Raw genomic sequence first — 23,722 nt, 5'->3', positions numbered from 1 at the left:
CAAAGGTTTCAGCCCACCACACTGGAGCACGGCGGGCTGTCCAAATCGGACTCTGGTGGTGCGGGCTAGGAAGCAGGGAGCAGCAGCGCGCCGCTGGGTTGGCGCAGTGAGCAGAGGCTGAGAACCTGCTGAACCTGCGCGGGAGTCGCCGCCTGGAGACGCCCGACGGTGGCTTCAGGGGTGACAGTCGGCGCGTGAATAGCCGTATAAAGATTTTCCAGGCCCAGGGCGAACAGGCGTTCGGCAGGGGTATCACACCGCAGTGCAGCGTCAGCGGCCAGACGGCTGGCGGCCCGCTTGACTTCGGCGTCGCTCGGCAGGTCGGTATGAACACTGGCCACTGTGGCCAGAAACAGTTCCTGCACTTCAGCAGCACGGTCGGGGTCACAGGAAAATCCGCCCTCGAACGAGCCGCAGTCCTGAAAGTCCAGATGTCCCAGGTCTGCACTGTCGGCCAAGCCGCTGTCCAGCAGGGCCCAGTGCAGTCGGCTGTTCTCGCCGCCGATCAGTTCGGCCAGGACGGCGGCGGCTTCCCGGAGAGGATGGACGCTGCTCAGGCCTGGCCAGGCAAAGGCTGCCTGGGCCCGTTCCAACCCTGGCCAGTGCAGGGTGCGCTGCGTGCCGCTGGGACGGGGCGCTGGGTATGTGGGTGCTGGGCATGTGGGTGCTGGGGCAGTGCTGCCCCGGTGGGGCCAGTGACCCAGTGCATTCTCGGCCCAGGCCCAGACTTCCGCTTCGTCAAAGGCTCCGGTGACGACCAGCAGGACGGTTTCAGGCGCGTAGGCGGCAGCCAGTTGGGTTCGCAGGGCCGTGGTGTCCAGCGCCCCGACACTGGCCGCGCTGCCCAGAATGTTTTGCCCCAGTGGATGCGTCCCCCAGAACTCGGCCTGCATGGCTTCCAGTACCCGCACCCCTGGCTGAGAGGCGTACATGGCAATTTCTTCTAGGATCACGCCGCGCTCGGCCTCTATGTCGGCGGGCCGGAGTGCTGGGTCCAGCAGTTCGCGCAGGACATTCAGCAGCTGCAGCAGATCTTCGGGCAGGCCGGCCACATGATAAACAGTCTGCTCCTGGGCAGTAAAGGCGTTATGTGCGCCGCCTAGCCAGTCCAGCTGCTCGTTCAGCTGCGCGGCGCTGAGGCGCTCAGAGCCCTTGAACAGTAGATGCTCTAGGAAGTGGGCTGCCCCCTGACCTTCGGGCCGGTCATGGCGGGCCCCACTGGCGATGAAAAAGCCAGCGGCGACGGTGCTGGCCTGAGGGTCAGTTTCGGTCAGCAGGCGCAGACCACTTGGCAGCCGGCCCATCCGTAGGCGGCGGGTCATGCGCTCAGCTCCGGCTGCGTGAGTGTCAGCGGAGCGCGGCCCAGCGTCACCAGCGCAGCTTGCGCCAGGGGGTCAGGGCGTCCGGCCAGATAGGCATTGACTTGCTCCAATGTCAGCGCCCGCAGTTGGGCAGTCCGTTCGCCCGGATCACGCAGGCGGCCCAGCAGGACCAGATCGCGCAGCATGGCCCTAGCGCGGGCCCGGCGGCCCTCGGCAGAAAAGGCCAGGCCAGTCAACAGACCCCGGCGGGCACGCTCGAATTCGGTTGCACTAAGGCCATTCCTCAGTCGCTCAGTTTCAGCGGCCAGAACCTCCAGTGTCTCGGCCGCGCGCTCCGGGGTACTGGCGGCCTGAACCTGCCAGAACCCCGCTGATCCCAGCAGCAAAGCACTGGCATGGGCAGCGTAAGCCAGCCCGCGCTCCTCGCGCACGGCGTGAAAGAGGCGGCTGGCACTGCCGCCTGAAAAAGCGGTCAGCGCCACCTGACTCGCCAGGTAGTCCGGATGATTCGCCGCCGGAGCCGGCCAGGTCAGGCTGAGGTGTGTTTGTTCGCTGCTGCCATGTGGGAGGTGGGCGCGTATGCCTGCATGAAAGGGTGGTTCGACCAGGACCGGAGATGCGCCCGGCTGCCAGTCCCCGAAAGCTTGTCCGACCAGCTCGGCAATCTCGGCGCAGGGGAGATCGGCCACCACGGCCATCAGGCTGCCCTCCGGTCCCCAGCGGCGATAAGCCGTGCGGAGTGTCTCGGCGTTCAGCGCCGCCAGCCCACCCGGCGTGCCGCTGACAGGGTGACCATAGCCGGCCAGCGTGCCCTGACGGCCTCCAAAAACCTGCTGACGGGTGTGCAGGGCCAGACGGTCTTCGGGGCTATCGTGCAGGCCAGCCAGATCCTGCCTGGCAAGGTCGGTCAGAACGGCCACCTCGCTTTCGGGTAGGGTGGGGCGTAAAACCACGTCGGCCAGCAGTGATAGACCCGCGCCCAGTTGCCCGTTCCGCCCACTCAGACTCAGGCGGGCGGCTTCAGCGCCCACGCCGCCGCCGCGCCTGAGCCCCAGATCGTCGAATGCTCCGGCCAGGGCGCGGGCGTCCCGACCTGCCGCACCCTTGGACAGCCACTCTTCAAGCACGCCCGCTGCACCTTCGAGCCCCACCGGATCGTGAGCACTTCCCCAGGGCAAACGCAGGCTGACCGCAAATCCGTCGCCTGCCCGGCGCTGTGCTGCCAGCAACAGGCCACCAGGCAGAGTAAACAGTTGGGCGTGAGGGTTGTTGAATTGCGCAGAGGCGGACTTGGCGGCGGGGTCGGGCGTGAAGATCACAGGGGCGAGTCTAACGCGCTGCCTGGGCCCTCAACTGCGTGCTGAGGCAGGGTCGGGCGGCAATGAGGAAACGTGCTGGTCCTTGCCCACCGTGGCTGTTTTCGGCTTTCAACTGTCTGCCTGGTGTGCCCCGACATCTACTTCCAGAAAGTCCGTCACCACCTCGTTCAGTACCCACCAGCCGGCTTCGGTGGCGCGCAGACGGGAACCGTCACGGATCAGCAGACCCTGCTGCACGTTGCTCTGAATGGCTGGGGCGTAGGCCGCCGCCACAGCTACACCGCTTCGCTGGGTCAGGTCGTCCAGGTCCACCCCTTCTCGCAGTCGCAGCCCCATAAACAGAGCGTCGGTGACCCATTCGTGTGGAGGGAGGAGGTCGGGTGTGCCCCTCTCACCCCTCAGCCAGTCATGCAGATGTGGTGAGGTGCGGCGCAGCGAGAGCAGGCCAGAGTCGCGGGCCGGATAATGCCCCGCTGCCCCTGGTCCCAGGCCCAGATAATGACGGTTCTGCCAGTAGGACAGATTGTGCCGTGACCGCTCCCCAGGCCGGGCGTAGTTGCTGATCTCGTAGCGTTCGTAGCCCAGGGCCGCCAGCCGCTCGGCGGTGACCTCGAAGCCGCGCCGCTCGTCTTCGTCACTGACAGTCACTCCGCGCCGCGCGAATTCGGTGCCTGGTTCGATGGTCAATGTATAGGCGCTGATATGTCCCATGCCCAGGTCGTGCAGGCCCTGAATATCCTCTTCCAGCGGCTGCTCAGCCACCGCCGTGATCAGGTCGCCGCTGACCCGGAATCCCTGAGCCAGCAGATGTCCAGCTGCTGAGCGGGCTTGCGCTGCCGAGTGCCGCCGTCCCAGAAACAGCAGGGTAGGGTCGTGCAGGCTCTGGACCCCCAGGCTGGCCCGGTCAAAGCCGAGCGCCCGCCAGTGCGCGGCCCGCCCGGCGCTGACCGTCCCCGGGTTGACCTCCAGCGTATTTTCCAGGCGGCCCCAGCCCAGATGCCGCTGTACGCTGCCGACCAGCGCGGTCAGTTCGTTGTCCCGCAGGAAACTGGGGGTGCCGCCACCCAAGTACACCGTGTCCAGGTCCACCGGATAGGTTGCCGCCAGCTCTTGCGCTTCGGCGTCCAGGCGGGCCAGATACCCCTCCACCAGTCCACTGGAGCGGGTCAGGACATGAAAGTCACAGTAGGGGCAGATGCTGGGGCAAAACGGCACATGCACGTAAAGGTGGCGCACAGGTTCGGCGGGGCGGGCAGTCACGCCCGGCAGTATGGCGGATCGGTGCAGCGGGCCGCAGGACCGGACTTCCAATAAAAAAAGGCCCCCCAGACGGGGAGCCTGCTGATCGGTGTGGAACCGATCAGATGATCAGGGCGACTGGGGCTTCCAGGCTCTGTGCCACAGCTGCCAGGAACTCGGCGGCCTTGGTGGTTTCCACGTCGCCGTTCAGGCTCAGGGCGGCGCGGCCATCCACCACGCGGCCTACCGACAGGCTCAGGGTATCCGGGTAGTGAACTTCGTCCAGGTCCAAGGTGCCGGCGTTCACCACCAGCATGTCAGGCTGACCGTCAGCGTCAGTATCAATCGCGGACAGGGCGTCACGCAGGCTGGCAGTGCGCTCACCAACAGAGCGGGCACGGTGGGCGTAGGCGTCCTGAATGGCCACGGTGTTCAGGCCCAGCAGACCCACATGCTGCTGCGCGGCGCGCGCCACCAGCAGGGAGAGCGGCACATCCTGACCCAGCGCGGCATTCAGCTGCTCACGCAGGTCCGAAGCACTGCTCAGGTCGGCGTCACGGCGCAGGTACACACCGAACCAGACGGCTTTCTCGGGACGGCCAACCTGTGCAGCAGCCACAGCTTCGGTGCTGTTGGCGGCGGTGTCCACTGCCACCACTTCTTCGGCCTGTGGTTCGGGGGTCACTTCGGCCGCGGGCATGTCGGCAGGTTCGCTCACGGCGGGAGTGCTGACTTCAGGGGTCGTGGTGTCAGCAGAGGCCACAGGTTGAACGGTTTCCGCCTGAGCTTCGGGCTGGGCAGCCACTTCGGTGCGCTCAGCGGTAAAGCTGGGGCTGGTGCTGACTTCGGGCTGGGTGGCTTCAGCCTGAGCGTAGCTGGGTTGCTCGCTGCCGAAGGGGGCTGCGCTGGGGCGGCCATAGCTGCTTTGCTCAGGGCTGCGGCCAAAGTAGGAAGGAGCGGCGGGTGTTTCTGTAGCAGCGGGGGTGGCGGGCTCTTGGTACAGCTGCGACAGCAGACCGCCCAGGCCCACGGAGGGCTGGCTGGGTGCGCTAGGGACGGGGGTAACAGGAATTACGTCCACCGGCTCCGCGACAGGCTCGTCTTCCAGATCCAGCTCGAACTCGTCTTCTTCCAGCTGTGCGCCTTGGCCTGCGGGGGCCTGGGCCACAGGCGGCTGAGACACCATGGCGGCAATATCCGAGTCCACACCGGCCTGGCTGAGCATTTCGGCGCTCATGCCTGCGGGCAGCTCGTCGCCGGTCCAGTCGGGCGGCGGCAGATCAACCGGGGTGGCGGGCGGCTCTTCTTCGCCGCTCATCACACGGGTCAGATAGTTGATGATGTCCTGCTCGACGACTTGTCCGCCGTCCCCGGTGCCCTGAATGGAGCGCCAGTCAATTCCGTTGGATTCGGCGAGGGTTTTGGCCAGTGGGGAAATGTTGTCCATGAAGGTCCCTTTCACAAAAAGTGCCGGGTGGCGGTCTGCGCTGCGGCGGTCAGGCCGCCTTTGTATCTGCAGGCAGCCGGTGTAGGCCCAGACGACTTGATTTGAAACCCGGTCTGCGCTGCTTTCAGGTGGGAACACCTGAGGAATGCCGCGCAGAGGGGTGGGTTTCGCATGAGGCTCAGCCTGCCGTGCCCGGTCTAACAGTGCTCTTTCAATCATTTCATGAATGGTGAGCGCCTCAGAGAGAAGTGCGGCCCACTGCTAGATGTTCGGTGCATGCCAGGCGGCGTAGCTGCTGCCCATGTGGGCCTTGTGTGGCCTACGGACATTCCGCAGCCACATCCCTGCCTTACACTGCAGGGCGCATGAGTCTTCGCCCTGCCCCACACCGCTTTTCCGTCGCGCCCATGCTGGACTGGACCGATCGGCACTGCCGCGCCTTTCACCGCTGCCTGACCACCCAGGCGCTGCTGTACACCGAGATGGTCACGACGGGCGCGCTGCTGCATGGCGATCAGGCGCGGCATCTGGACTTTGGAGACACCGAGCATCCAGTGGCGCTGCAACTGGGTGGCAGTGACCCGCAGGCGCTGGCAGAATGCGCCACTCTGGCCGAAAAGTGGGGCTATGACGAGGTGAACCTGAACTGTGGCTGCCCCAGCGACCGGGTGCAGAGCGGAGCCTTTGGGGCCTGCTTGATGGGTACGCCGGACGTGGTGGCCCGTAGCGTAGAGGCCATGCGCGGGGCCACCCAGTTGCCGGTGACAGTCAAGCACCGCATCGGCATAGACCACCAGGAGAGCTACGAGGAACTGTGCGCGTTCGTGGCAACCGTGGCAGAGGCCGGGTGTCAGACTTTCATCGTTCATGCCCGCAAAGCCTGGCTGAGGGGCCTGTCCCCCAAAGAAAACCGCGAGATTCCGCCGCTGCGCTACGACTGGGTGCAGCGCCTTAAGGGAGATTTTCCGGAGCTGACCATCTCACTGAACGGCGGCATCCTCACGCTGGATGAGGCGCAGGAGCATCTGACCTGGGCCGACGGCGTCATGGTGGGCCGCGCTGCTTACCAGACGCCCTACTTGCTGGCCGATGTGGACCGGCGCATCTTCGGTGCCGAGACGCCAAGGGCCACCCGCCGCGAGGTGATGGCCCGCTTCCGTCCTTATGTGGCGGCGGGCCTAGAGCGCGGCGAGAGCTTCCACCACCTCACCAAGTCCACGTTGGGTCTCTTTGCCGGGCAACCGGGGGCGCGGCACTATAAGCGGACCCTCAGCGAACTGGGTCACCGCAAGGACGCCGGATTGGACGTGCTGGACCAGGCACTGGCGGGCGTGCCGGATGAGGCCCTTGACGCCCGTGATTAAGCGGTTGGGTGGGGCAGGGCATGTGCCTCATTGGATCCTGTTGCTGGATTTTGTGCGGGTACAGGCTCTGTGCTGCTTGTTCGCCTTTCTGGTTGTGGGGCTGCTGGCACTCACCGATGCACTGCCGCTGGCCGCCTGGGGGGTGGCCCGCGCCGACCTGATGTTGGTCAGCGTGCTGGCGGTGCAGGCGACCTTGCTGCTGACCCGCTTCGAAACCTGGCGTGAAGTCGCCGCGCTGCTGCTCTTTCACCTGCTGGGGTTCGCGCTGGAAGTCTTCAAGGTGAACCAGGGCAGTTGGTCTTACGACGCGGCGGGCCTGAGCGTGGTGGGCGGTGTGCCGCTGTACGCCGGGTTTATGTATGCCAGTGTAGGCAGTTATATGGCACAGGCCTGGCGGCGGCTGGAGCTATTCATTGGGCGCCCGCCGCCTTTCGCGGTGCAGGCGGGGCTGGCGGGGGCCGCCTATCTCAACTTTTTCACGCACCACTTTGGCCCCGACCTGCGCTGGCTCATCGCCGGGCTGATCGCGCTGGCCTATGCCCGCAGCTGGGTAGACTTCAGCCTCCGCGGTGAGCGCCTGCGGATGCCGCTGCTGCTGGGCTTTGGGCTGATCGGACTGGCTGTATACGCTGCCGAGAACCTGGGCACGCTGCTGGGGGCCTGGGTCTATCCCCATCAGGCGGACGGCTGGGCACTGGTGGACTGGGGCAAGTGGTTGGCCTGGACGCTCATGGTCATTGTGGCTTTTCTGATCGTCTCCAGCCTCAAGCGCATCGAAGCGCGGCTGGACGCCAGCGCCTAGGCAGGGGTTACAGCAACCGCCCGGTATCTGCCGGGTTCGGGGTGATCACCCGCAGTCCACGGGCCTCCAGCGCCTCACGCAGCATCGGAATATTGTGCAGGGCGTGACCTTTGGTGGTGTTCTGGAAAAACACATACAACTCGCTAAGTTCACCCTCCACTAGAGCAATTTTCTCAGCCCATTCGTCCATTTCGGCGCGGGTGTAGCGGTAGTCGTGGCGCTCGGCGGCGCTGCTGCCTTCCCACCAGCTGCCCTCATTACGTCCATGCAGCCGCAGATAGCCCACCTCACCGGTGACATGGACCTGTGGCTCAGGCATTCCGCCCACTGGCGGATAGTCGGGGCTGACCCAGATCACGCCGTAGTCGGCCATGCCCCCGCGCACTTCGGGAATATCCCAGCTGCCGTGCCGCAGTTCCACGGCCAGTTCATGCCCGGCAAAGCGCTCAGTCAATTCGGCCAGGTACAGCCGGTTGTCGCGGGTCCGGTGAAAAGAATACGGGAACTGCGCCAAATAAGGCCCCATCATCCCGGCTTCACGCAGCGGCTCAGGGCTTTGCAGCATCCGGTCAAAGTCGGCGTCCTGTGGAGCGCGGTCATGGGTAAAGACCTTGTTCAGTTTGACCGCCATGCGGAAGTCATGCCCGGCGGCGCGCCGCACCATGCCTTCAAACGCCTTGAGGCCCGGAATGGCGTAAAAGGAGCTGTTCAGCTCTGCGGCGCTGAAGTGCTGGGCATACACTTCCAAATAGGCATCTTTGCGCACGCCCTCATAGATCAGCCCTTCTTCGGCCCATTCGGTATTCGAGTAGCCGCCGCAGCCCAGCCAAATGTTCATGCCCTGCAGTATGCCGCTCCTGCCAGTGCGCCCGGGTGATCCTGGCCCTTAGCAATGATCCAGAAAATGCGTATGGCGCCTGACGTTTCTGTCTTCGCTTTACTCGCACACCCTAGAGAACTGTGGGGATGACTCAGCCCCACGGTTCTCTGAACGGTCTCTAGCGGTTGACTTGGTTTTGCCCAGTCCAGAACTCCATCACGCTGGAGATGGTGCGGCGGAAGTGGTCGTATTCCAGAGGTTTGACCACATAAGCGTTGGCACCTTGGGCATAGGACTGCTGCACATCAGCCCGCTCGCGGCTGGTGCTGAGAATCACCACGGGCAGGGTCGAGGTGGTTGGATTCTCACGGATGGCCCGCAGCACGCTGAAGCCGTCCATCTGCGGCATGTTCAGGTCCAGCAACACCACGTCAGGAAGCTGGTCGGTCTCCTGCGCGTGGGTCTTCAGGAATTCCAGGGCCTCTTGGCCGCTGGACATGATCCGCACTTCTGGGTGCGCGCCGGCTTCCTGCGCCAACTCCGTGATGACAATCTGTGCCAGTTCGCGGTCATTGGCATCATCATCCACCAGGAGGATGTAGCGCTTGATCTGATCTGTAGTCGGCATTCTTGTTCCCCTGCTCCCTGTAGCTGGACCGACCAGCGTGTCGGCACCTATATAAAATCTTTATAAGTGTATCATCTGCAGGTCAGCGCTGTGACAAGTCTGAGAGGGTGCATCTGTATATCCGCCGCTCTCTGGCATGATGGCTGGCATGAGTCATGATCTGCCGCCGGTCCTGAGTGATCCCAAACCCATGTGGCGCAGCTGGGCGCTTAAGTTACGCGCTGAGCAGCCTGACCGTTCCGGCGCAGTGGCACAGCATGTCACGTCGTTGCTGCGTGAACTCGGGGCCGGTACGGTGCTGACCTATCACGCCCTGAACGGGGAGCCGGACCTGCGCAGCCTGGGCAGCGAATTCAGGCTGCTGACGACCCGCGCACGCGTGCGTCCGGAGCGCCGCCTCACCCTGCACGAGTGGAACACCGCCACCGAGCGCAGCCCCGTGGGGGTCATGCAGCCCCCTAGAGATACTCCCCAGATAAATAGCAGTGAGGTAGACGCTGTGGTGCTTCCGGGCATTGCCTTTGACCGCCGGGGCATTCGCCTGGGCTACGGAGGTGGATTCTATGACCGTTTCCTGGAGGGTTATACCGGCCCAAAAATCGGAGTCACCTTTGCGGCGCTGCTGCTGGACGAGGTCCCGCGTGAACCGCATGATGTACCGCTGGACTGGATCGTGACCGAAGCTGAAACTCTGCGCGTGCCGCCACTGGACCGTTAGAAGATCTGTGTTGCCCTCAGGCCAGGCGAGGCAAGGAGCTTGAGAGAAGTGATACTGTCCCAGGCTGGGGTGTGATATTCTCTTCCAGTTTGCCCTCACGAGTCCCCTGCCCAGGCGGGGTCGGACCAGGGCACCCAGCAGGGCCACCGCTGCCCTAAAGACCCCCGCAGGTGGGGAAGCCAGGCAAGTTGCTGCCCAGCACAGGCCGTTCAGCGCCAGACCTGCAAATCCAAGCAGGGCGAAAGCCCGAGGAGAGAATTCATGAAGCGTACCTACCAACCCAACCGCCGTAAACGCGCCAAGACCCACGGTTTCCGCGCCCGTATGAAGACCAAGGCTGGCCGCAACATCCTGGCCCGCCGCCGCGCCAAGGGCCGCGTTCGCCTGACCGTCAGCGACGAGCAATAATTCACACCTGGTATGAGCAGTGAATCTCTGCCCAACCAGGTTCCCAGCGCCACCCCGCGAAAGCGTGCGGTGGCGCTGCGTGCACTTAAGGGTGAGCGTGAATTTCGGCGGGTTCGGCGTCTGGGCGTGAACCTGCGGACCGACCTGTTCAGTCTCAAGGTGACGGATTACCGTCCGCGCTATGGTCAGCCCTGGCAGCCTGCTGCGCACATTGGCATCGTGGTGCCCAAGAAGGTGCTGAAAAGTGCCGTGCAGCGTAACCGCGTGCGCCGCCGGGTACGTGAAGCCCTGCGGACGCTGCCAAACAGTCCTCATGCTCAGCTGTTACCGCCTTGCCGGGGCATTCTGTTCCCGACGGCAGAGGTGCTGCGGACTCCCTTTGACGAGCTGCAAGCGGCTCTGGCCGGGGTCATGGCACAGGTTCCTGCGCGGGTGGCGGCCCAGAGCAAGCAGGCACGCGCCAAGAAGAGTCGCCCCTCTAGGGAGAAGCCATGACTCCATCCCCACTTGCAGGTCTGATGATCCGGGCGGTCCGCTGGTATCAGCGCGAACTGTCCCCGCGTAAGCCTGCGCCGACCTGCCGTTTCTCGCCGACCTGCTCCAGCTACGCGGTCACGGCCTTGAAGCGGCACGGGGCGCTTAAGGGCAGCTGGCTGGCTTTCTGGCGCTTTTTCCGGTGTAGCCCTCTGTTCAAAGGCGGCTTCGATCCGGTGCCGGACGAGTGGCCCCCCCGACGCTGAGGACGCCCCGCTCCCAGATGGTCTGTCTAAACACATTCCTGATTTTTCTCAACCATTCGGCCAATGTGCCAGCTTAGGCTGACGTCATGACCAACATCAAATCCCAATTCAGCAGCGAAGAGTGGATGAAAGTGATGACCGGTGCAGGCAACGCCGGATCGGCCATCGTGGCGGCCAGCCCCAGCGGTGTCACTGGCCTGATTGCCGAGATGGGCGCCATCGTGAAGGGCGTGCGTGAGGAGGTCGGCAAAGAACCCCGCACGCCGCTGCTGGAAGCCATTGCTGCCGACCTGGTGGCCGGTCCGCCCGAGGGCCTGCAACAAGACAGCGAAGGCCGCATCAAGAATATGGAAGAGGCCGTGAGCCGCGCCCTGCAAGGGGTCCGCGAGGCCCTGTATCTGGTGGACAGTAAAGCCAGCCCCGAAGAAGCCCAGAGCTACCGCACCATGCTGCAAACTGTGGCCCAGCGTGTGGCTGAAGCGGCCAAAGAGGGCGGCTTCCTGGGCATGGGCGGCGAGCAGATCAACGACAAGGAGCGCCAAGTGCTGGCCCAACTGGACGAGCTGATGGGTTCGGGCGGCCAGATCAGTCAGGCGGCGGGCCTAGACACTGGCAGCACCGTCAGTCCCAACCCCGATGGGTCGGGCAACTCGGTCTGAATGAAGTAGGTCGCGTAGGCCCGGCAGGGTCACGGGTTGCTACACTGGGCGGCGACACTGCAGCGACTGGCGCGAAACGTGGGTTACCACGGGGAAGCTGCAAGAGGACTCATATGGGCCGCGCGCCTGGGCCGGACGTTCTTCTTTCTCCTCTGTGTGGGGATAAGGGGAACGTCCGTTTGTTGTAGGCCTACGGCTCTTTCGTCCTTTCTTCACGGAGGTTTTCCATGACTGCCCAGAATCCATCTGCCCAAAAACGCGCCCTGCTCTCGGTCAGCGACAAATCCGGCATCACCGATTTTGCCCGCGCCCTGCATGAGGGGGGCTGGGAACTTGTCAGTACCGGCGGCACCCTGCAAGTGCTGCTGGACGCTGGCCTGCCCGCCCGTGCCGTGAGTGACCTCACTGGGTTTCCTGAGATGCTGGATGGCCGGGTCAAGACGCTGCACCCAGCCGTCCACGGCGGTATCCTGGCCCGCCGCGAACCTGGTCATTTGGACCAACTGGAGACCCATAACATCGGCCCGATTGATCTGGTATGTGTCAATCTGTACCCCTTTCGGGAAACGGTAGCGCGGGGTGCGCCCGACCCCGAAGTGATTGAAAACATTGATATTGGTGGCCCGGCCATGATCCGCTCAGCGGCCAAGAACCATGCGGATGTGCTGATTCTGGTGGACCCGGCCGATTACCCGCTGGCCCTGCAGCCGGAGGTCGCTGTTCAGGACCGCCGCCGCCTGGCCGCCAAAGCTTACGCGCATACCAGTCACTATGACGCCGCGATCACCGCCTATCTGAGTGCGGAGACAGACGCACCACAGCCGGAGTTGCTCAGCCAGATCACGCTGGAACTGCATAGGGCGCACGAGGTTCGGTATGGCGAGAACCCCCACCAGTCCGGTGCAGTCTACCGCTGGGGCGAGGCACGCGGCCCGGTACTGGACGCGCAGGTGCTGTCCGGCAAGCCGATGAGTTTCAACAACTATGCCGACGCTGACGCCGCCTGGGCGCTGTGCCGCGAACTGGCGCAGACGCAAGCGGGCGCCGTGGCCTGTGTGGCCGTCAAGCACGCCAACCCGTGCGGCGTGGCTCTGGGCGAGAGCGTGACCCAGGCCTGGACCCAGGCGCGTGATGCGGATACCCTCAGCGTCTTTGGTGGTGTGGTGGCGGTCAGCCACCCGGTGGATCTGGAAGCGGCTCAGAGCTTCCATGGGACCTTTCTGGAGGTGCTGATTGCGCCGCAGGTCAGTGCCGAAGCGGTGGCCTGGTTCGCGGCCAAAAAGCCTGACCTGCGGGTCTTGCAGGCCGCTGCTGCCCCGGTAACTGGGCTGGATGTCCGGCCGCTGGTCGGCGGCTTCGCCGTGCAGGAGCGTGACACCCGGCAGTGGGACGACCTGTGTCCGGAGGTGGTCACGGCAGCGCAGCCCAGTGAGCAGGAGTGGCGAGATCTACGCTTCGCCTGGGTTACCGCTAAGTTTGCCCGCTCCAACGCCATTGTGCTGGCGCGGGGCGGCGTGACGGTGGGCATCGGTGCAGGAGCGGTCAGCCGCATCTGGGCCGCTGAACGTGCTGTGGCCAATGCGGCTGAGAACGCCCAGGGCGCAGTGATGGCTTCTGAGGCCTTTTTCCCCTTTGACGATGTGGTGCGTCTGGCCGCGCAGGCCGGGGTCCGGGCCGTCGTTCAGCCGGGTGGAGCCAAGCGTGACCCTGAAGTGATCGCCGCCGCCGATGAACTGGGCCTGAGCATGGTGATGACCGGCTCACGCCATTTCCGTCACTGAGCCGGAGTAGATTCTGGTGATGCGCGCCCCAGCACATCAGCTATGGGGCGCGTTTCTGCTTGGACTTGACCGTCCTTCACCGGGCTGCAGCTACACGCGCCGCCCGGTCTGCGGCATAGTAAAAGGACATGACAACTTCAGATACGGTACTGCTGAAAGGTAGGCCCCTCGCCGATCAGGTCACTTCCCAGGTCCGTGCCGTCATGAAGGACTGGGCCGCCGAGGGATTTCGTCCCAAGCTGGTGAGTGTACTGGCTTCGGATGATCCGGCGTCGCTGGTCTATGCCGAGAGCAAAGCCCACCGCGCCGAACGGCTGGGCGTCACTTATGGCCTGATGGACCTGGGTGCAAACGCTTCCCAAGACGAGTTGCAAGACACCTTGCAGCAGCTCTCGGCGGACAGTTCGGTTCACGGCATCATGCTGGAATTCCCGCTGGCACCGGGACTGGATGCTGGGGACGCCTTCTTGCACCTGACCCGCCGCAAGGACATTGAGGGCCTGACTCCGGCCAACCTCTCGCGGGTGGCCGCCGGCCAGGAACATGCCGCCCTGCTGCCCCCCACGCCCAGGTCGGTCCGCTATTTCCTGCGGCAGGCTTTCAATGACGATCTACATGGGCTCCGAATCGCCGTGATCGGGCCGGGCCGCACGGTGGGCCGCCCGCTGATCTGGATGCTGAACAATGCGGGCGCGACTGTGACGGTCATCAATCAGCACAGCCGTGATGTGGCCGAAGTGTTGCGCCCTCAGGACGCAGTGGTGGTGGCGGTGGGCGTACGTGGCCTGCTAACGCCGGAGCAGGTCCAGCCCCATCAGGTGGTGGTGGACGCCGGCATTAACGTGACCGACAGTGGAGTGGTGGGCGACGCAGCCCCTGAGGTGGCCGATAAGGTGCGGGCCATCACTCCAGTGCCGGGTGGCGTAGGTCCACTGACCAGTGCCCTGATGTACCAGAACCTGGTGCGGGCCGTACAACTGCAGCGCGGCGAGGAACCGGTAGACTTTGTCATTGACCTGGGGTGCCGTAAAGCTCTGGACTAACCTGCTGCCTGACGGTCCTAGCACCACCGGAAAGAACTCCCGCACCAGAGATGGTTGCGGGAGTTCTTTCCGGTACCAGCCCTTGGCGGGCAGAGGTTCAGCCAGTGCGCTGAATACGTCCGGCCTGCAGGTCAGCGCGGTACTCGTCCAGTTCACGCTTGACCACTGGCATCAGCAGGTACAGACCGATGATGTTGGGGATGGACATGATGAAGATCATGGAGTCGGAGAAGTCGATGATCGCGCCCAGGTCCATGCTGGCACCGATGATCGTCGCCACCAGGAACAGGATTTGGTAGACCAGGATGGCCGTCTTGTTCTCGTTGGTCAGGTAAGCCACGGCCTTGGTGCCGTAGTAGGACCAGGTGATGATGGTGCTGATCGCGAACAGGATAACAGCCAGGGTCACGAACCAGGTCATCTGAGGGATCACGCTGCCGAAAGCGGCGCTGGTCATGGTGACGCCCGACAGGTCGGGGTTGGTGTACACGCCAGTGACGACCAGGGTGAGTGCCGTCATGGTGCAGATAACGACAGTATCAATGAACGGCTCCAGCAGAGAAACATAACCTTCAGTCACAGGACGGTCCGTCTTCACGGCCGAGTGAGCGATGGCTGCCGAACCGATGCCGGCTTCGTTGGAGAAGGTGGCGCGGCGAATCCCCTGAATCAGTACGCCAATGACGCCGCCGGTGATGCCCTGTGGGGTGAAGGCACCAGAGAAGATGGAGGCGAAAGCGGCTGGAATGGCGCTGGCGTTCATGGCCAGCACAATCAGGGCACCGATGATGTACAGGCCGGCCATGAACGGCACCAGCTTATCGGTCACATTCGCGATGCTCTTGATGCCGCCGATAATCACTGCGCCCACGATCAGGGCGATGGCAATCCCCAGCAGCCACTTGTAGGGAGCTAGGGGGCTGGCGTCGCCGCCCGTAATGGAGATCAGCTGCAGTACGGTCTGGTTGCTCTGGAACATGTTGCCGCCGCCCAAGCTGCCGAAAATGGTGGCAACAGCGAATAATACGGCCAACACAGCACCCAGGCTCCCCAGACCGCGCTCAGCCAGACCGCGTGAGAGGTAGAACATCGGGCCGCCCGAAACGCTGCCGTCCGGGTTCTGACGGCGGTATTTCACACCCAGGGTACACTCCACGAATTTGGAGGTCATGCCCAGCAGGCCAGCGACGATCATCCAGAACGTTGCGCCAGGTCCCCCCAGGCTGATGGCCACGGCCACACCGGCAATGTTGCCCAGGCCCACCGTGCCACTGACGGCTGCCGTCAGTGCCTGAAAGTGGCTGACTTCGCCAGGACCATTGGAGTGGTTGTCGTATTTGCCGCGAACAATGTCAATCGCGTGTCTAAAGCCACTGAGGTTGATAAAGCCCAGATACAGCGTGAAGATGATGGCCGCCACCAGCAACCACACCACGATCAGAGGAAGTGATGCCTCGCCAATCGGCACCGAATAAAACACGGTACTGGCTACCGCGTTGCTGATCGGAGACAGAGCAGCGTTGATGCGGTCGTCCAGTCCGGTCGCAGCGGCAGGCGTTGCCGCAGCCAAGCCGGAAGCAGCGACGCTCAGCGCCAAGAGAAAGTTACCCAGTCTGCTCATATAGATCCTCCTTAGTCGTTCTGTCGGGGACGCTCTTTGGTACAGGGACCTGAAAGCTACTTTCAGACCACGGCGAAGCACCCGAATGGAAGTACTTCTACTCCCAACCGTCAGTCACTCGCCCGCTAATGAACAGCTATTCTTGGCGGAATTGAGATTCTTATCATGAATGAATAAAGATGCTGAATGATGTGAATATGATGAGATAGAGGGGTTTCGGTCAAATGTTTGTATGGCTGATTTTGTTGCGTGGGGCAACTTGTCAACTGATCGGGGCGATTTCTGAACGATCATTTATCTCGGGTATGAATATACGGTCTATTTATGCAGCTGCCGAAGCTCTGGTGGAGGTCGGTGGCCGGGTGGGTGATGGCCTCCGGGGACAAGAGCTATAGATAAAGGCCCCAACACATGCGCTGGGGCCTCCATCTGGGGAAGCAATTGCTCTCGTTGGAGGTGATTGGTCTGGTTGTCTCAGTTGCGCTGTACCCGGCAGTCAGGGCAGGTGCCATATAAGGTCACTTCGTGGCGCTCCACCTCGAACCCACCTGCAAACACGGTGCCGGTAGGTAGGTCTACTGGACAGATGTGCAGGGTGAAGACCCGGCCACATTGCCCACAGGCAAAGTGATGGTGGTGGCCCTGCCCGGTACGCTCATAGTGTGACTCCCCATCTACCGCCACTGCCTGAATCTGGTGCTGTTCGGTCAGGAGCTTGAGGGTTCGGTAGACCGTAGCAATACCCAGCCGCGGCAAAGTTTGCTGTGCCCGGCTGAGAATCTCCGGCACAGTGAGTGGACCTTCCGCTTCATCAATGACCATGGCAATGACTTCCCGCTGCTGGGTGGTGCGGGTCATGCTGCGAGCCCCTGCTGGCCTTTTGCTGTCATGGCAGCTGGGTCAAGGAGGCACAACTCAGGGTAGGGTCGTTTCATAGCCCCCAAGCTAGCAGAGCTGTGCCAGGCGGACTGTTGCCTGTAAAGCTTCTAGGCTGGCACTAGGGTCATAGGGTAAAGATAAAAGTCAGACGACTGAGGAGAAACTCTACACAGTCGTCTGACTTTTGCGTTTTCGCTTCCCTCCTCTCCCCTCAGTAGGAGAGAAGAAGGGAGAGCTTATTCTTCGCCGCTGCGGTTGCCCCAGCCACGATCGGCACGGGCGCGGGGGCGGAAGCCAGTCTCTTCAGGTGCGGAGGCCTCTTCGTCGCGGGAACGGAAACCACCGTCACGACCACCACCATCACGTCCGCCGAAATCGCGGTCATTACGGGGACGGAAGCCGCCACCATCGCGCCCACCACGGTCGTCGCGGGGACGGAAACCACCGTCACGTCCGCCGAAGTCGCGGTCATTACGGGGGCGGAAGCCACCACCGTCGCGCCCACCACGGTCGTCGCGGGGACGGAAACCACCGTCACGTCCGCCGAAGTCGCGGTCATTACGGGGGCGGAAGCCACCACCGTCGCGCCCACCACGGTCGTCGCGGGGGCGGAAACCACCATCACGTCCGCCGAAGTCGCGGTCATTACGGGGGCGGAAGCCACCGTCACGTCCACCACCATCACGTCCGCCGAAGTCGCGGTCGTTACGAGGACGGAAGCCGCCACCGTCGCGCCCGCCACGGTCGTCGCGGGGACGGAAACCACCTGAACGGTTGATGCCCATGGAGTCGCGCAGGTCACGCATCTCACGGCGCAGACCACGAATTTCCTTCGACTGAGCTTCCAGCATTTCGCGCAGGTCACCCATCACGGCCAGCAGGTCGTCTACATCAATGTATTCGGCATCGTCATCTTCGGCGTCAGCCGTTTCCCAATGGCCTTCCAGCGCCACCGTATCTTCGGTATCTGTGTCGTCTTCGCTCTCCAGGTCGCCTTCCAGTTCATCCTGGGCGTCCAGCACCTGGTCCTCGTCAATCTCGCCCTCCAGTTCGGGCAGTACGTCACGCACTTCCTGCGGCATATCGTCTTGCTGTGCAGCGCTCTGAGCGGTGTTCTGCGGCTCGTTGGCCTGCTGGCTCTGGTCGTGATCGGTCATGATAGTTCCTTTCCTGCCCCCAGAGGTCCGAATTCGGTGTAGGTCTTTCTCTCCTTGTTAACGGCAAGGCGGCAGTGGCTTCCAGTCTACCACTGCCCTGCTTGGGTCTACTGCGGCCCCCAACCTCATTTTGTGGCCCTGCACCATCTTTCGCCGCGTGGTGGTACAGCGAAGTGATCCATTAACCAAGCGGATTGCGCTGTGTTTGTGGGAACAGGACCACTGAGGGAGCACTCAGCGCTCAAAGTACAGCTTGAGGCCCAGATACAGGGGTCCATAGACCACAGCCGCCACCAGCACACCAATCAACAGGGCCAGCCAGATAGCCTGCTCATAGGCCAACCAGGCGGCTATACATGCAAAGGTGCCTACGCTGACCGCAAACATGATGGCGAAGCGCCGCGCCGTGTCTGTGGGTCTCCAGGAGTTGAAGTCCATAGCTCACAATATGACTACAGCGTGGTCTTTTGGTCCCATTGGGTACTGCATTGGGCGGGCAAACCTAAGGGTGGGTTGGCCAGACGACTGCGGCAACCCACCCATGTGACTGCAGAAAATACTGTTCTGGTTGCAGTTTTAGTTGTAGGTGCCTTGTATTGCCTGATGTTCAGGCCAGGCTATTGACGCTCCCACAAAGCCGTGTTACTATTTTGCGGTGCCTGCATGGCACCCCCTTGAAAGGCAGCTTCTGCATCTCCATGCTTAATGCTGTGCGTGTGGCCCCATCGTCTAACGGTTAGGACACCACCCTTTCAAGGTGGCGATACGGGTTCGAATCCCGTTGGGGTCACCAGAAATTTCCTCCGCTTCGGCGGAGGTTTTTTTATGCGGCATTTCTGTGACGGAGATGAGAAATTTGGGCCCTCATGGCCAAATCGTGATGCACTACACTGCGCAGAATGAAAGCCATTATTCCCGCTGCTGGCCTGGGAACCCGGATGCGTCCGTTGACCTTTACCCGTCCCAAACCAGTGCTGCGGGTAGCGGGTGCTCCTATCATTCAGCACGCCATCGCGTCTTTGCGGGCCGCTGGCATTCGTGAGGTGGGCGTGGTGGTATCGGATATCACCCGTGACGAGATCGCGCACGTCACCGAGCAGATCAGTGACATGCAGATTGAGCTGATTAATCAGCACCAACAGCTGGGGCTGGGACACGCGGTCCTGACCGCCCGTGAATGGGTCGGGGACAGTGATTTCTGTGTTTACCTGGGCGACAATCTGTTTGAGCGGGGCATCGCGCCTTATGTGGAGCAGTTTCAGCGATCACAGGCCGAAGCGCTGATCGCGCTGGTCGAAGTGAGCAACCCTACAGCCTTCGGCGTGGCCGAGATGGACGGTGAGCAGATCATTCGACTGGTTGAGAAGCCGAAAAATCCTCCCAGCAATCTGGCGGTAGCCGGGTTTTATTGCTTTACACCACGTTTTTTTGGAGCACTGACAAATCTATCCCCTTCTGCCCGTGGCGAGTATGAAATCACCGATGCCATCCAGGTCTTGATTGAGGCGGGTGAATCTGTGATGGGACAGAAGGTAGAGGGCTGGTGGAAAGACACGGGCCGCCCCGAAGACCTGCTGGATGCCAACCGTCTGTTGCTGGAGCGTCTGGAAACGGTCTGTGACGGCCATATTGAAGAGAGCCGCATTACAGGGCGGGTGCAGATTCCCGCCACCTCGCGGGTCGTCCGTAGCAAGATTGTGGGTCCAGTGCTGTTGGGGGAACATGTGGTGGTTGAAGACGCTTACATCGGGCCATTTACCAGCGTTGGCGATCATACCGAGATCCGTGGGGCCGAAGTAGAGCACTCGGTGGTGGACGCCGAAGCCAAGATCCTGAATCTGCCGACCCGTTTGCAGGACTGCTTGATCGGCTTACGTGCCCAGGTCCGTGGCGGGCGCACTGTGCCGCGTACGCACAAGCTGACCATCTCGGATGCCAGTGTGATCGAACTGGCCTGAGGTGAGGCATTTATCTTCCTTTCAGCGTGCTGCCCGGCGCAGTTTGCTGCGGGTCAGCGCCCTATCATGACCCCATGACCGATCAGACTCCTCTGCCACAAGTTCACCTGGGCCAGTTGCTGCGGACCGGGCAAGACGCCCACGCCGAAGGCGAAGTGCAGGAACTTCGCTATGAGCAGGGCGGCCCACAGGTGCTGACCTTTGCTGAGCCAGCCCCATACCGCGTAGATATCAACGGCGTTGGCGGCGACGACTTTTACCTTCAGGGCTACTTCCAGCCCACGCTGAATACCGAGTGTGCCCGCTGCCTGCGCCCGGTCGAGCTACCGCTGGACCTGCCCCTGGGGATGCTGATGCGATTTGATCCCTCCGTGGAGCAACCCTACATCGAAGAAGCCGAAAGCGGCGAAGAACTGCTGATGTTCGGCGAGCCGCTGCTGGACCTGAGCGGCTTCCTGGCAGAGACGGCACTGATCAGCGTGCCCCTGGTGGTGTTGCACTCGCCTGATTGCAAGGGGCTGTGCCAAGTCTGCGGCCAGGACCTGAATGAAGCCCTGTGTGAACACGTCGCCGCTGTACCGATTGAGGACGAAGCACAGGCCCGTCAGATTCTGGCCGACGCCGCCGACAGTCCTTTTGCGGCGCTGCGCGGTCTGGACTTGCCAGACAGTGTTGCCGAAGAGGAGGCTGACGAAGAACCCGACCTAGACCGTGGGGCCAAGCGCTCTTGAGCACTAAGCTGACCCACTTCCGCAGTGGGCAACCGCAGATGGTGGATGTCTCGCAGAAGGCTGTCACGGTCCGCGAAGCCACTGCGGAAGGCTGGGTACGCCTGCCGCCCGAGGCCCGCGCAGCCCTAGAATCGGGCACCACTCCTAAAGGTGATCCGCTGACCGTGGCGCGGTTGGCGGGGATTCAAGCGGCCAAACGTACGGCTGATCTGGTGCTGCTGTGCCATCCCCTGCCCATCACCGGCAGTCGCGTAGACCTGACCCTGGAGCCGCAAGGGGTCAGGATCGTGGCCACGGTGAGGACGGGGGGCCAAACCGGAGTTGAGATGGAAGCCCTAACGGCCGTGAGCGTAGCTGCGCTGAACGTCTACGACATGCTCAAGGCTGTCAGCAAAGCAGTTCAGATCGACGGTATCCGCTTGCTGCACAAGTCCGGAGGCAAGAGCGGAGATTACCGCGTAGATGACTTGCCGAGCGCCGTGACTGAGTCTGGCCACGAGAAGCCATCAGCTGAAAAATAGGAAGTGCAGCCATTGCCTGTTCAGCTGACGCCTCCACCACCTACAACCACAAAAGGAAGCAAGAGGTAAATCCAGATCTGGGATTCACCTCTTTTCGTTGTGATGACTTTCCCATCTGGGGCGTCATTGAATGCTGCAAATGAGCAGTAAAAAAGCACTGCCAGTAAGCAGCGGCACCCGAACGATAACCCTTATGGCTGCTGCCTTCCGACTCTGACCAGGTTCAGATTTCGCCCGCCGCGCTGCGCTGGCAATGCACCGCAGAGAGTAGCACAGGTTTGGGCCAGCTGACAAATGCTTTCAAGCTTAAGAGACACGAAAAAACCCACCCGAGGGGGGTGGGCGTACATCGCCTGTGGTGCTGAGGATGGGACTTGAACCCACACGGTGTGAACCACACGCCCCTCAAGCGTGCGCGTCTACCAATTCCGCCACCCCAGCAGGGGCCTTAAAATGATAGGGGTGGTCCAGGCCGAAGTCAAGGTACTGGCCTTGTGGGAGCTGCGGAGCGCGTGCTACTCTGGCCGTTGCCGCTGGTGTGGTGGAGGTTTTCTCCGGCTGGGCCAGACGGGACATCCAACAAGGGAGAATTTCCAATGATTGACAAGCAACAAGTGATTACCGACAACCAGCGCAAAGACGGCGACAACGGCAGCACCGAGGTGCAGATTGCTCTGCTGACCGCCCGTATCAACAACCTCAGCCAGCACCTGCAGGCCAACAAGAAAGACAAGCACAGCCAGCGCGGCCTGCAACTGCTGAACGGTCAGCGCCGCCGCCTGCTGAAGTACCTGGAGCGCAAGGACTACGACGGCTACATCGCCCTGACCGACAAGCTGGGCATCCGCCGCGGTCAACGCATCGTCAAATAATCCCAGGCATTCTCTGCATTTTGAATTGGGCCAGCCGCGAGGCTGGTCTTTTTAATAATTGTGGCGCATGCCCTGCGCACAGCTGGCCGCCTTCGCTTGTGGGCATAGAGGCATGTTCTGGGAGTTGGTGATGACCGCAAGCGTCCCACTTGACAGCCCAGGCCATGACCTGTAAAGTAAGCGAGCCTGATTTACGGAAGAGTGCCAGAGCGCACTTGGTGGATCAGCCGATAATGCCGAGGTGGCGGAATCGGTAGACGCGCTAGTTTCAGGGACTAGTGCCGCAAGGCGTGTGAGTTCAAGTCTCATCCTCGGCACCATCAAAGAAATTCCCCTTCCATCTGGAGGGGGGATTTTTTTGGTTCGCCAGCTTCGCTTTTCTAGTCCTGGCACCATCCTGCGAAAGCAGCGAGGCCCCTAAAACGGTTGCAGGCGAGCGCGTTTGAAGGATGTGGGACGGCGTTCCAGCCCGGCATACAGGTCGGCCAACGCCTGGGCACGTAGGCGCAGATCGTAGGCTTCGGCACTCTGGGTGGCTCCCACTTGCAGCGCAGGGAGCCGGGCAGGGTCAAGGGTGCGGAGCAGACCCGCAGCCAGAGCGCCAGGGGTGGGATCAGTCACACTGCCATTTTCGCCCTCACGCACCAGGTCCAGAGCAGCAGGGCTGCGGGCGGCGACCAGTGGGGCACCGGCGGCCAACGCCTCAATCATGCTCATGGGCAGCACCTCAGACGTGCTCGCAGTCACGAAGGCGTCGGCAGCCGTCAGCGCGCGCGGCACTTGCGCGTAGGGCAGTCCGCCAGTCATCAGGGCGCCTTCAGGCAGTTGCCGCGCCAGATCGGTGGCACTGGGACCGTCCCCAACAATGGCCAGCCGCAGCTCTGGGCGTTGTTGCCGGGCCTGTGCAAAGGCGCTGAGCAGAACAGTCAGGTTCTTTTCAGGGGCCAGGCGTCCCAGATACATCGCCAGTGGCGCCGCTTCGGAGAGTCCGAATTGTTGACGGAAGGCAGCGCCGTTTAGCGGCGAGCCGTCGGTTTCGCGGAAAGCCGAGAGGTCGACCGGATTGGGAAAAATCTGGACGTCGCCCTGAAATCCGTAACGGCGCAGCATGCCATGCATCGCCTGCCCAGGGGCCAGCACGGCGGACACCTCTGACGCAAACTGGACGATGTGCCGCCGCATGGCTGGAGCGGCCAGCCGTGGCGGTACAGGTGAGTAGTGCAGGTACTGGTCGTACTGGGTGTGGGCGGTGTACACCACCGGCGCACCCGAGCGGCGGGACCAGTCCAGCGCCAGTCTTCCCGCCAGGAAAGGGTGCATGGTGTGCAGGACGTCCAGATCGTCCAGCGGCAGGCGGCGGGTCAGAGAGCGGGGATGCAACAAGACCGGATAATCCGCTGGAGCTCCCAGCAACTGTGCGGCCCGGAAGGATGTGGGCAGGCGATACACTTCGCCTTCTTCGGCCCAGTCGGGGCGACGATGCTGGGCCGGGTGACGTGGGGCAAATACCCGCACATCATGCCCAAGCGCCCGCAAGCCACGCACAAACAGCGCAGTTGAGGTGGCCACCCCATTCTTGGAGGGGGGATAGGTGGCGGTGACGATCCCGATACGCACCCGAACAGTCTAAGGCAGAAGTTGGAGGGCAAAGGGCCAAAAAAATCCCTCTCCATGCAGAGAGGGGTCAGTGACA

At 62.6% G+C, this 23,722-nt stretch carries 24 protein-coding genes, 3 tRNA genes, 1 other RNA gene and 1 riboswitch; of the genes, 15 read left to right on the top strand and 13 right to left on the bottom strand.

Annotated elements, in window-relative coordinates:
• Positions 1-65 precede the first annotated feature (65 nt).
• The 4 genes from LMT64_RS09550 to LMT64_RS09535 form a co-directional block, all read right to left on the bottom strand.
• A complete protein-coding gene (locus tag LMT64_RS09550) occupies positions 66-1,322 on the bottom strand; it encodes a M16 family metallopeptidase (RefSeq protein WP_126351914.1) in 1,257 nt (418 codons plus the stop codon).
• The gene (locus tag LMT64_RS09545; protein ID WP_126351913.1) at positions 1,319-2,641 is read right to left on the bottom strand and encodes a M16 family metallopeptidase; all 1,323 of its coding nucleotides are present in this window, start codon (positions 2,639-2,641) and stop codon (positions 1,319-1,321) included. Before LMT64_RS09545 ends, LMT64_RS09550 begins: the two co-directional genes overlap by 4 nt.
• Before the next feature lie 108 nt (positions 2,642-2,749).
• Positions 2,750-3,901, bottom strand: a complete 1,152-nt coding sequence (gene hemW, locus LMT64_RS09540) for a radical SAM family heme chaperone HemW (RefSeq protein WP_229253193.1) — start codon at positions 3,899-3,901, stop codon at positions 2,750-2,752.
• Positions 3,902-4,001: 100 nt separating this feature from the next.
• Positions 4,002-5,327, bottom strand: coding sequence for an E3 binding domain-containing protein (locus tag LMT64_RS09535; RefSeq protein WP_126351912.1), 1,326 nt, complete (start codon positions 5,325-5,327; stop codon positions 4,002-4,004).
• A gap of 365 nt (positions 5,328-5,692) precedes the next feature.
• Between LMT64_RS09535 and dusA the strand changes: the two genes are divergently transcribed.
• Both dusA and LMT64_RS09525 read left to right on the top strand, forming a co-directional pair.
• Positions 5,693-6,691: a tRNA dihydrouridine(20/20a) synthase DusA gene (gene dusA / locus LMT64_RS09530; protein ID WP_229253192.1), complete on the top strand. Its 999-nt coding sequence runs from the start codon at positions 5,693-5,695 to the stop codon at positions 6,689-6,691.
• A complete protein-coding gene (locus LMT64_RS09525; protein ID WP_229253455.1) occupies positions 6,684-7,493 on the top strand; it encodes a DUF817 domain-containing protein in 810 nt (269 codons plus the stop codon). Before dusA ends, LMT64_RS09525 begins: the two co-directional genes overlap by 8 nt.
• Positions 7,494-7,500: 7 nt before the next feature.
• On the opposite strand, the gene LMT64_RS09520 is transcribed toward LMT64_RS09525, so the two are convergent.
• A complete protein-coding gene (locus LMT64_RS09520; protein WP_126351909.1) occupies positions 7,501-8,331 on the bottom strand; it encodes a DUF72 domain-containing protein in 831 nt (276 codons plus the stop codon).
• A gap of 160 nt (positions 8,332-8,491) precedes the next feature.
• Positions 8,492-8,941 (bottom strand): response regulator, encoded by a 450-nt coding sequence (locus tag LMT64_RS09515; protein ID WP_126351908.1) that lies wholly within the window; start codon positions 8,939-8,941, stop codon positions 8,492-8,494.
• 148 nt (positions 8,942-9,089) lie between these two features.
• On the opposite strand from LMT64_RS09515, the gene LMT64_RS09510 reads away from it, so the two are divergent.
• The 7 genes from LMT64_RS09510 to LMT64_RS09480 all read left to right on the top strand — a co-directional run bounded on the left by LMT64_RS09510 (position 9,090) and on the right by LMT64_RS09480 (position 14,290).
• Complete coding sequence (locus LMT64_RS09510) at positions 9,090-9,659, top strand: 5-formyltetrahydrofolate cyclo-ligase (RefSeq protein WP_126351907.1); 570 nt, start codon at positions 9,090-9,092, stop codon at positions 9,657-9,659.
• Between the two features lie 261 nt (positions 9,660-9,920).
• Positions 9,921-10,067, top strand: a complete 147-nt coding sequence (gene rpmH, locus LMT64_RS09505; protein ID WP_126351906.1) for a 50S ribosomal protein L34 — start codon at positions 9,921-9,923, stop codon at positions 10,065-10,067.
• Between the two features lie 12 nt (positions 10,068-10,079).
• Positions 10,080-10,562: a ribonuclease P protein component gene (rnpA, locus tag LMT64_RS09500; protein WP_126351905.1), complete on the top strand. Its 483-nt coding sequence runs from the start codon at positions 10,080-10,082 to the stop codon at positions 10,560-10,562.
• Positions 10,559-10,807: a membrane protein insertion efficiency factor YidD gene (gene yidD, locus LMT64_RS09495; protein WP_126351904.1), complete on the top strand. Its 249-nt coding sequence runs from the start codon at positions 10,559-10,561 to the stop codon at positions 10,805-10,807. Before rnpA ends, yidD begins: the two co-directional genes overlap by 4 nt.
• An 86-nt stretch (positions 10,808-10,893) precedes the next feature.
• Positions 10,894-11,466, top strand: coding sequence for a hypothetical protein (locus LMT64_RS09490; RefSeq protein ID WP_126351903.1), 573 nt, complete (start codon positions 10,894-10,896; stop codon positions 11,464-11,466).
• Between the two features lie 52 nt (positions 11,467-11,518).
• A riboswitch (ZMP/ZTP riboswitch) is annotated at positions 11,519-11,605 on the top strand.
• Between the two features lie 88 nt (positions 11,606-11,693).
• A complete protein-coding gene (gene purH, locus LMT64_RS09485; RefSeq protein WP_126351902.1) occupies positions 11,694-13,247 on the top strand; it encodes a bifunctional phosphoribosylaminoimidazolecarboxamide formyltransferase/IMP cyclohydrolase in 1,554 nt (517 codons plus the stop codon).
• Positions 13,248-13,375: 128 nt separating this feature from the next.
• Positions 13,376-14,290: a bifunctional 5,10-methylenetetrahydrofolate dehydrogenase/5,10-methenyltetrahydrofolate cyclohydrolase gene (locus tag LMT64_RS09480; protein ID WP_126351901.1), complete on the top strand. Its 915-nt coding sequence runs from the start codon at positions 13,376-13,378 to the stop codon at positions 14,288-14,290.
• Positions 14,291-14,387: 97 nt separating this feature from the next.
• Here LMT64_RS09480 and LMT64_RS09475 read toward each other — a convergent pair whose 3' ends face one another.
• The 4 genes from LMT64_RS09475 to LMT64_RS09460 all read right to left on the bottom strand — a co-directional run bounded on the left by LMT64_RS09475 (position 14,388) and on the right by LMT64_RS09460 (position 18,385).
• Positions 14,388-15,911: an alanine/glycine:cation symporter family protein gene (locus tag LMT64_RS09475; RefSeq protein ID WP_229253191.1), complete on the bottom strand. Its 1,524-nt coding sequence runs from the start codon at positions 15,909-15,911 to the stop codon at positions 14,388-14,390.
• Positions 15,912-16,385: 474 nt separating this feature from the next.
• Positions 16,386-16,769: a Fur family transcriptional regulator gene (locus LMT64_RS09470; RefSeq protein WP_126351899.1), complete on the bottom strand. Its 384-nt coding sequence runs from the start codon at positions 16,767-16,769 to the stop codon at positions 16,386-16,388.
• A gap of 257 nt (positions 16,770-17,026) precedes the next feature.
• Positions 17,027-17,947, bottom strand: a complete 921-nt coding sequence (locus LMT64_RS09465; protein ID WP_229253190.1) for a hypothetical protein — start codon at positions 17,945-17,947, stop codon at positions 17,027-17,029.
• 234 nt (positions 17,948-18,181) lie between these two features.
• A complete protein-coding gene (locus LMT64_RS09460) occupies positions 18,182-18,385 on the bottom strand; it encodes a hypothetical protein (RefSeq protein WP_126351898.1) in 204 nt (67 codons plus the stop codon).
• A 280-nt stretch (positions 18,386-18,665) separates the two neighbouring features.
• On the opposite strand from LMT64_RS09460, the gene LMT64_RS09455 reads away from it, so the two are divergent.
• The 4 genes from LMT64_RS09455 to moaC all read left to right on the top strand — a co-directional run bounded on the left by LMT64_RS09455 (position 18,666) and on the right by moaC (position 21,157).
• Positions 18,666-18,740: transfer RNA gene (locus tag LMT64_RS09455), tRNA-Glu, on the top strand.
• 106 nt (positions 18,741-18,846) lie between these two features.
• On the top strand, positions 18,847-19,905 hold the full coding sequence (locus LMT64_RS09450; protein WP_126351897.1) for a glucose-1-phosphate thymidylyltransferase: 1,059 nt from the start codon (positions 18,847-18,849) through the stop codon (positions 19,903-19,905).
• 74 nt (positions 19,906-19,979) lie between these two features.
• The gene (locus LMT64_RS09445; protein ID WP_126351896.1) at positions 19,980-20,636 is read left to right on the top strand and encodes a DUF177 domain-containing protein; all 657 of its coding nucleotides are present in this window, start codon (positions 19,980-19,982) and stop codon (positions 20,634-20,636) included.
• The gene (gene moaC, locus LMT64_RS09440) at positions 20,633-21,157 is read left to right on the top strand and encodes a cyclic pyranopterin monophosphate synthase MoaC (protein WP_267869768.1); all 525 of its coding nucleotides are present in this window, start codon (positions 20,633-20,635) and stop codon (positions 21,155-21,157) included. The genes LMT64_RS09445 and moaC overlap by 4 nt, the downstream gene beginning before the upstream one ends.
• Before the next feature lie 154 nt (positions 21,158-21,311).
• Here the strand turns inward: moaC and ffs are convergent.
• Positions 21,312-21,411, bottom strand: an RNA gene (gene ffs / locus LMT64_RS09435) — signal recognition particle sRNA small type.
• A 102-nt stretch (positions 21,412-21,513) separates the two neighbouring features.
• Positions 21,514-21,598, bottom strand: a tRNA-Leu gene (locus LMT64_RS09430).
• 155 nt (positions 21,599-21,753) lie between these two features.
• Here LMT64_RS09430 and rpsO point away from each other — a divergent pair.
• Both rpsO and LMT64_RS09420 read left to right on the top strand, forming a co-directional pair.
• A complete protein-coding gene (rpsO, locus tag LMT64_RS09425; RefSeq protein WP_126351895.1) occupies positions 21,754-22,029 on the top strand; it encodes a 30S ribosomal protein S15 in 276 nt (91 codons plus the stop codon).
• A gap of 235 nt (positions 22,030-22,264) precedes the next feature.
• Positions 22,265-22,349: transfer RNA gene (locus LMT64_RS09420), tRNA-Leu, on the top strand.
• A gap of 97 nt (positions 22,350-22,446) precedes the next feature.
• Here the strand turns inward: LMT64_RS09420 and LMT64_RS09415 are convergent.
• Entirely contained in the window at positions 22,447-23,646 is a 1,200-nt protein-coding gene (locus LMT64_RS09415) for a glycosyltransferase (RefSeq protein WP_126351894.1), read from the bottom strand.
• Positions 23,647-23,722 lie beyond the last annotated feature (76 nt).

The sequence above is a fragment of the Deinococcus radiophilus genome (genome assembly GCF_020889625.1).
Classification (GTDB): domain Bacteria; phylum Deinococcota; class Deinococci; order Deinococcales; family Deinococcaceae; genus Deinococcus; species Deinococcus radiophilus.
Note: the sequence above shows the minus strand (reverse complement) of the source record. Positions and strands in the feature narration are given on the sequence as shown.

Coding starts and splice junctions, on each gene's coding strand:
- LMT64_RS09450 (WP_126351897.1), top strand. CDS start 18,847: ATGAAAGCCATTATTCCCGCTGCTGGCCTGGGAACCCGGATGCGTCCG.
- LMT64_RS09490 (WP_126351903.1), top strand. CDS start 10,894: ATGACCAACATCAAATCCCAATTCAGCAGCGAAGAGTGGATGAAAGTG.
- LMT64_RS09535 (WP_126351912.1), bottom strand. CDS start 5,327: ATGGACAACATTTCCCCACTGGCCAAAACCCTCGCCGAATCCAACGGA.
- yidD (WP_126351904.1), top strand. CDS start 10,559: ATGACTCCATCCCCACTTGCAGGTCTGATGATCCGGGCGGTCCGCTGG.
- LMT64_RS09465 (WP_229253190.1), bottom strand. CDS start 17,947: ATGACCGATCACGACCAGAGCCAGCAGGCCAACGAGCCGCAGAACACC.
- LMT64_RS09445 (WP_126351896.1), top strand. CDS start 19,980: ATGACCGATCAGACTCCTCTGCCACAAGTTCACCTGGGCCAGTTGCTG.
- LMT64_RS09515 (WP_126351908.1), bottom strand. CDS start 8,941: ATGCCGACTACAGATCAGATCAAGCGCTACATCCTCCTGGTGGATGAT.
- LMT64_RS09460 (WP_126351898.1), bottom strand. CDS start 18,385: ATGGACTTCAACTCCTGGAGACCCACAGACACGGCGCGGCGCTTCGCC.
- LMT64_RS09550 (WP_126351914.1), bottom strand. CDS start 1,322: ATGACCCGCCGCCTACGGATGGGCCGGCTGCCAAGTGGTCTGCGCCTG.
- purH (WP_126351902.1), top strand. CDS start 11,694: ATGACTGCCCAGAATCCATCTGCCCAAAAACGCGCCCTGCTCTCGGTC.
- rpmH (WP_126351906.1), top strand. CDS start 9,921: ATGAAGCGTACCTACCAACCCAACCGCCGTAAACGCGCCAAGACCCAC.
- LMT64_RS09510 (WP_126351907.1), top strand. CDS start 9,090: ATGAGTCATGATCTGCCGCCGGTCCTGAGTGATCCCAAACCCATGTGG.
- LMT64_RS09475 (WP_229253191.1), bottom strand. CDS start 15,911: ATGAGCAGACTGGGTAACTTTCTCTTGGCGCTGAGCGTCGCTGCTTCC.
- dusA (WP_229253192.1), top strand. CDS start 5,693: ATGAGTCTTCGCCCTGCCCCACACCGCTTTTCCGTCGCGCCCATGCTG.
- LMT64_RS09470 (WP_126351899.1), bottom strand. CDS start 16,769: ATGACCCGCACCACCCAGCAGCGGGAAGTCATTGCCATGGTCATTGAT.
- rnpA (WP_126351905.1), top strand. CDS start 10,080: ATGAGCAGTGAATCTCTGCCCAACCAGGTTCCCAGCGCCACCCCGCGA.
- rpsO (WP_126351895.1), top strand. CDS start 21,754: ATGATTGACAAGCAACAAGTGATTACCGACAACCAGCGCAAAGACGGC.
- LMT64_RS09520 (WP_126351909.1), bottom strand. CDS start 8,331: ATGAACATTTGGCTGGGCTGCGGCGGCTACTCGAATACCGAATGGGCC.
- LMT64_RS09480 (WP_126351901.1), top strand. CDS start 13,376: ATGACAACTTCAGATACGGTACTGCTGAAAGGTAGGCCCCTCGCCGAT.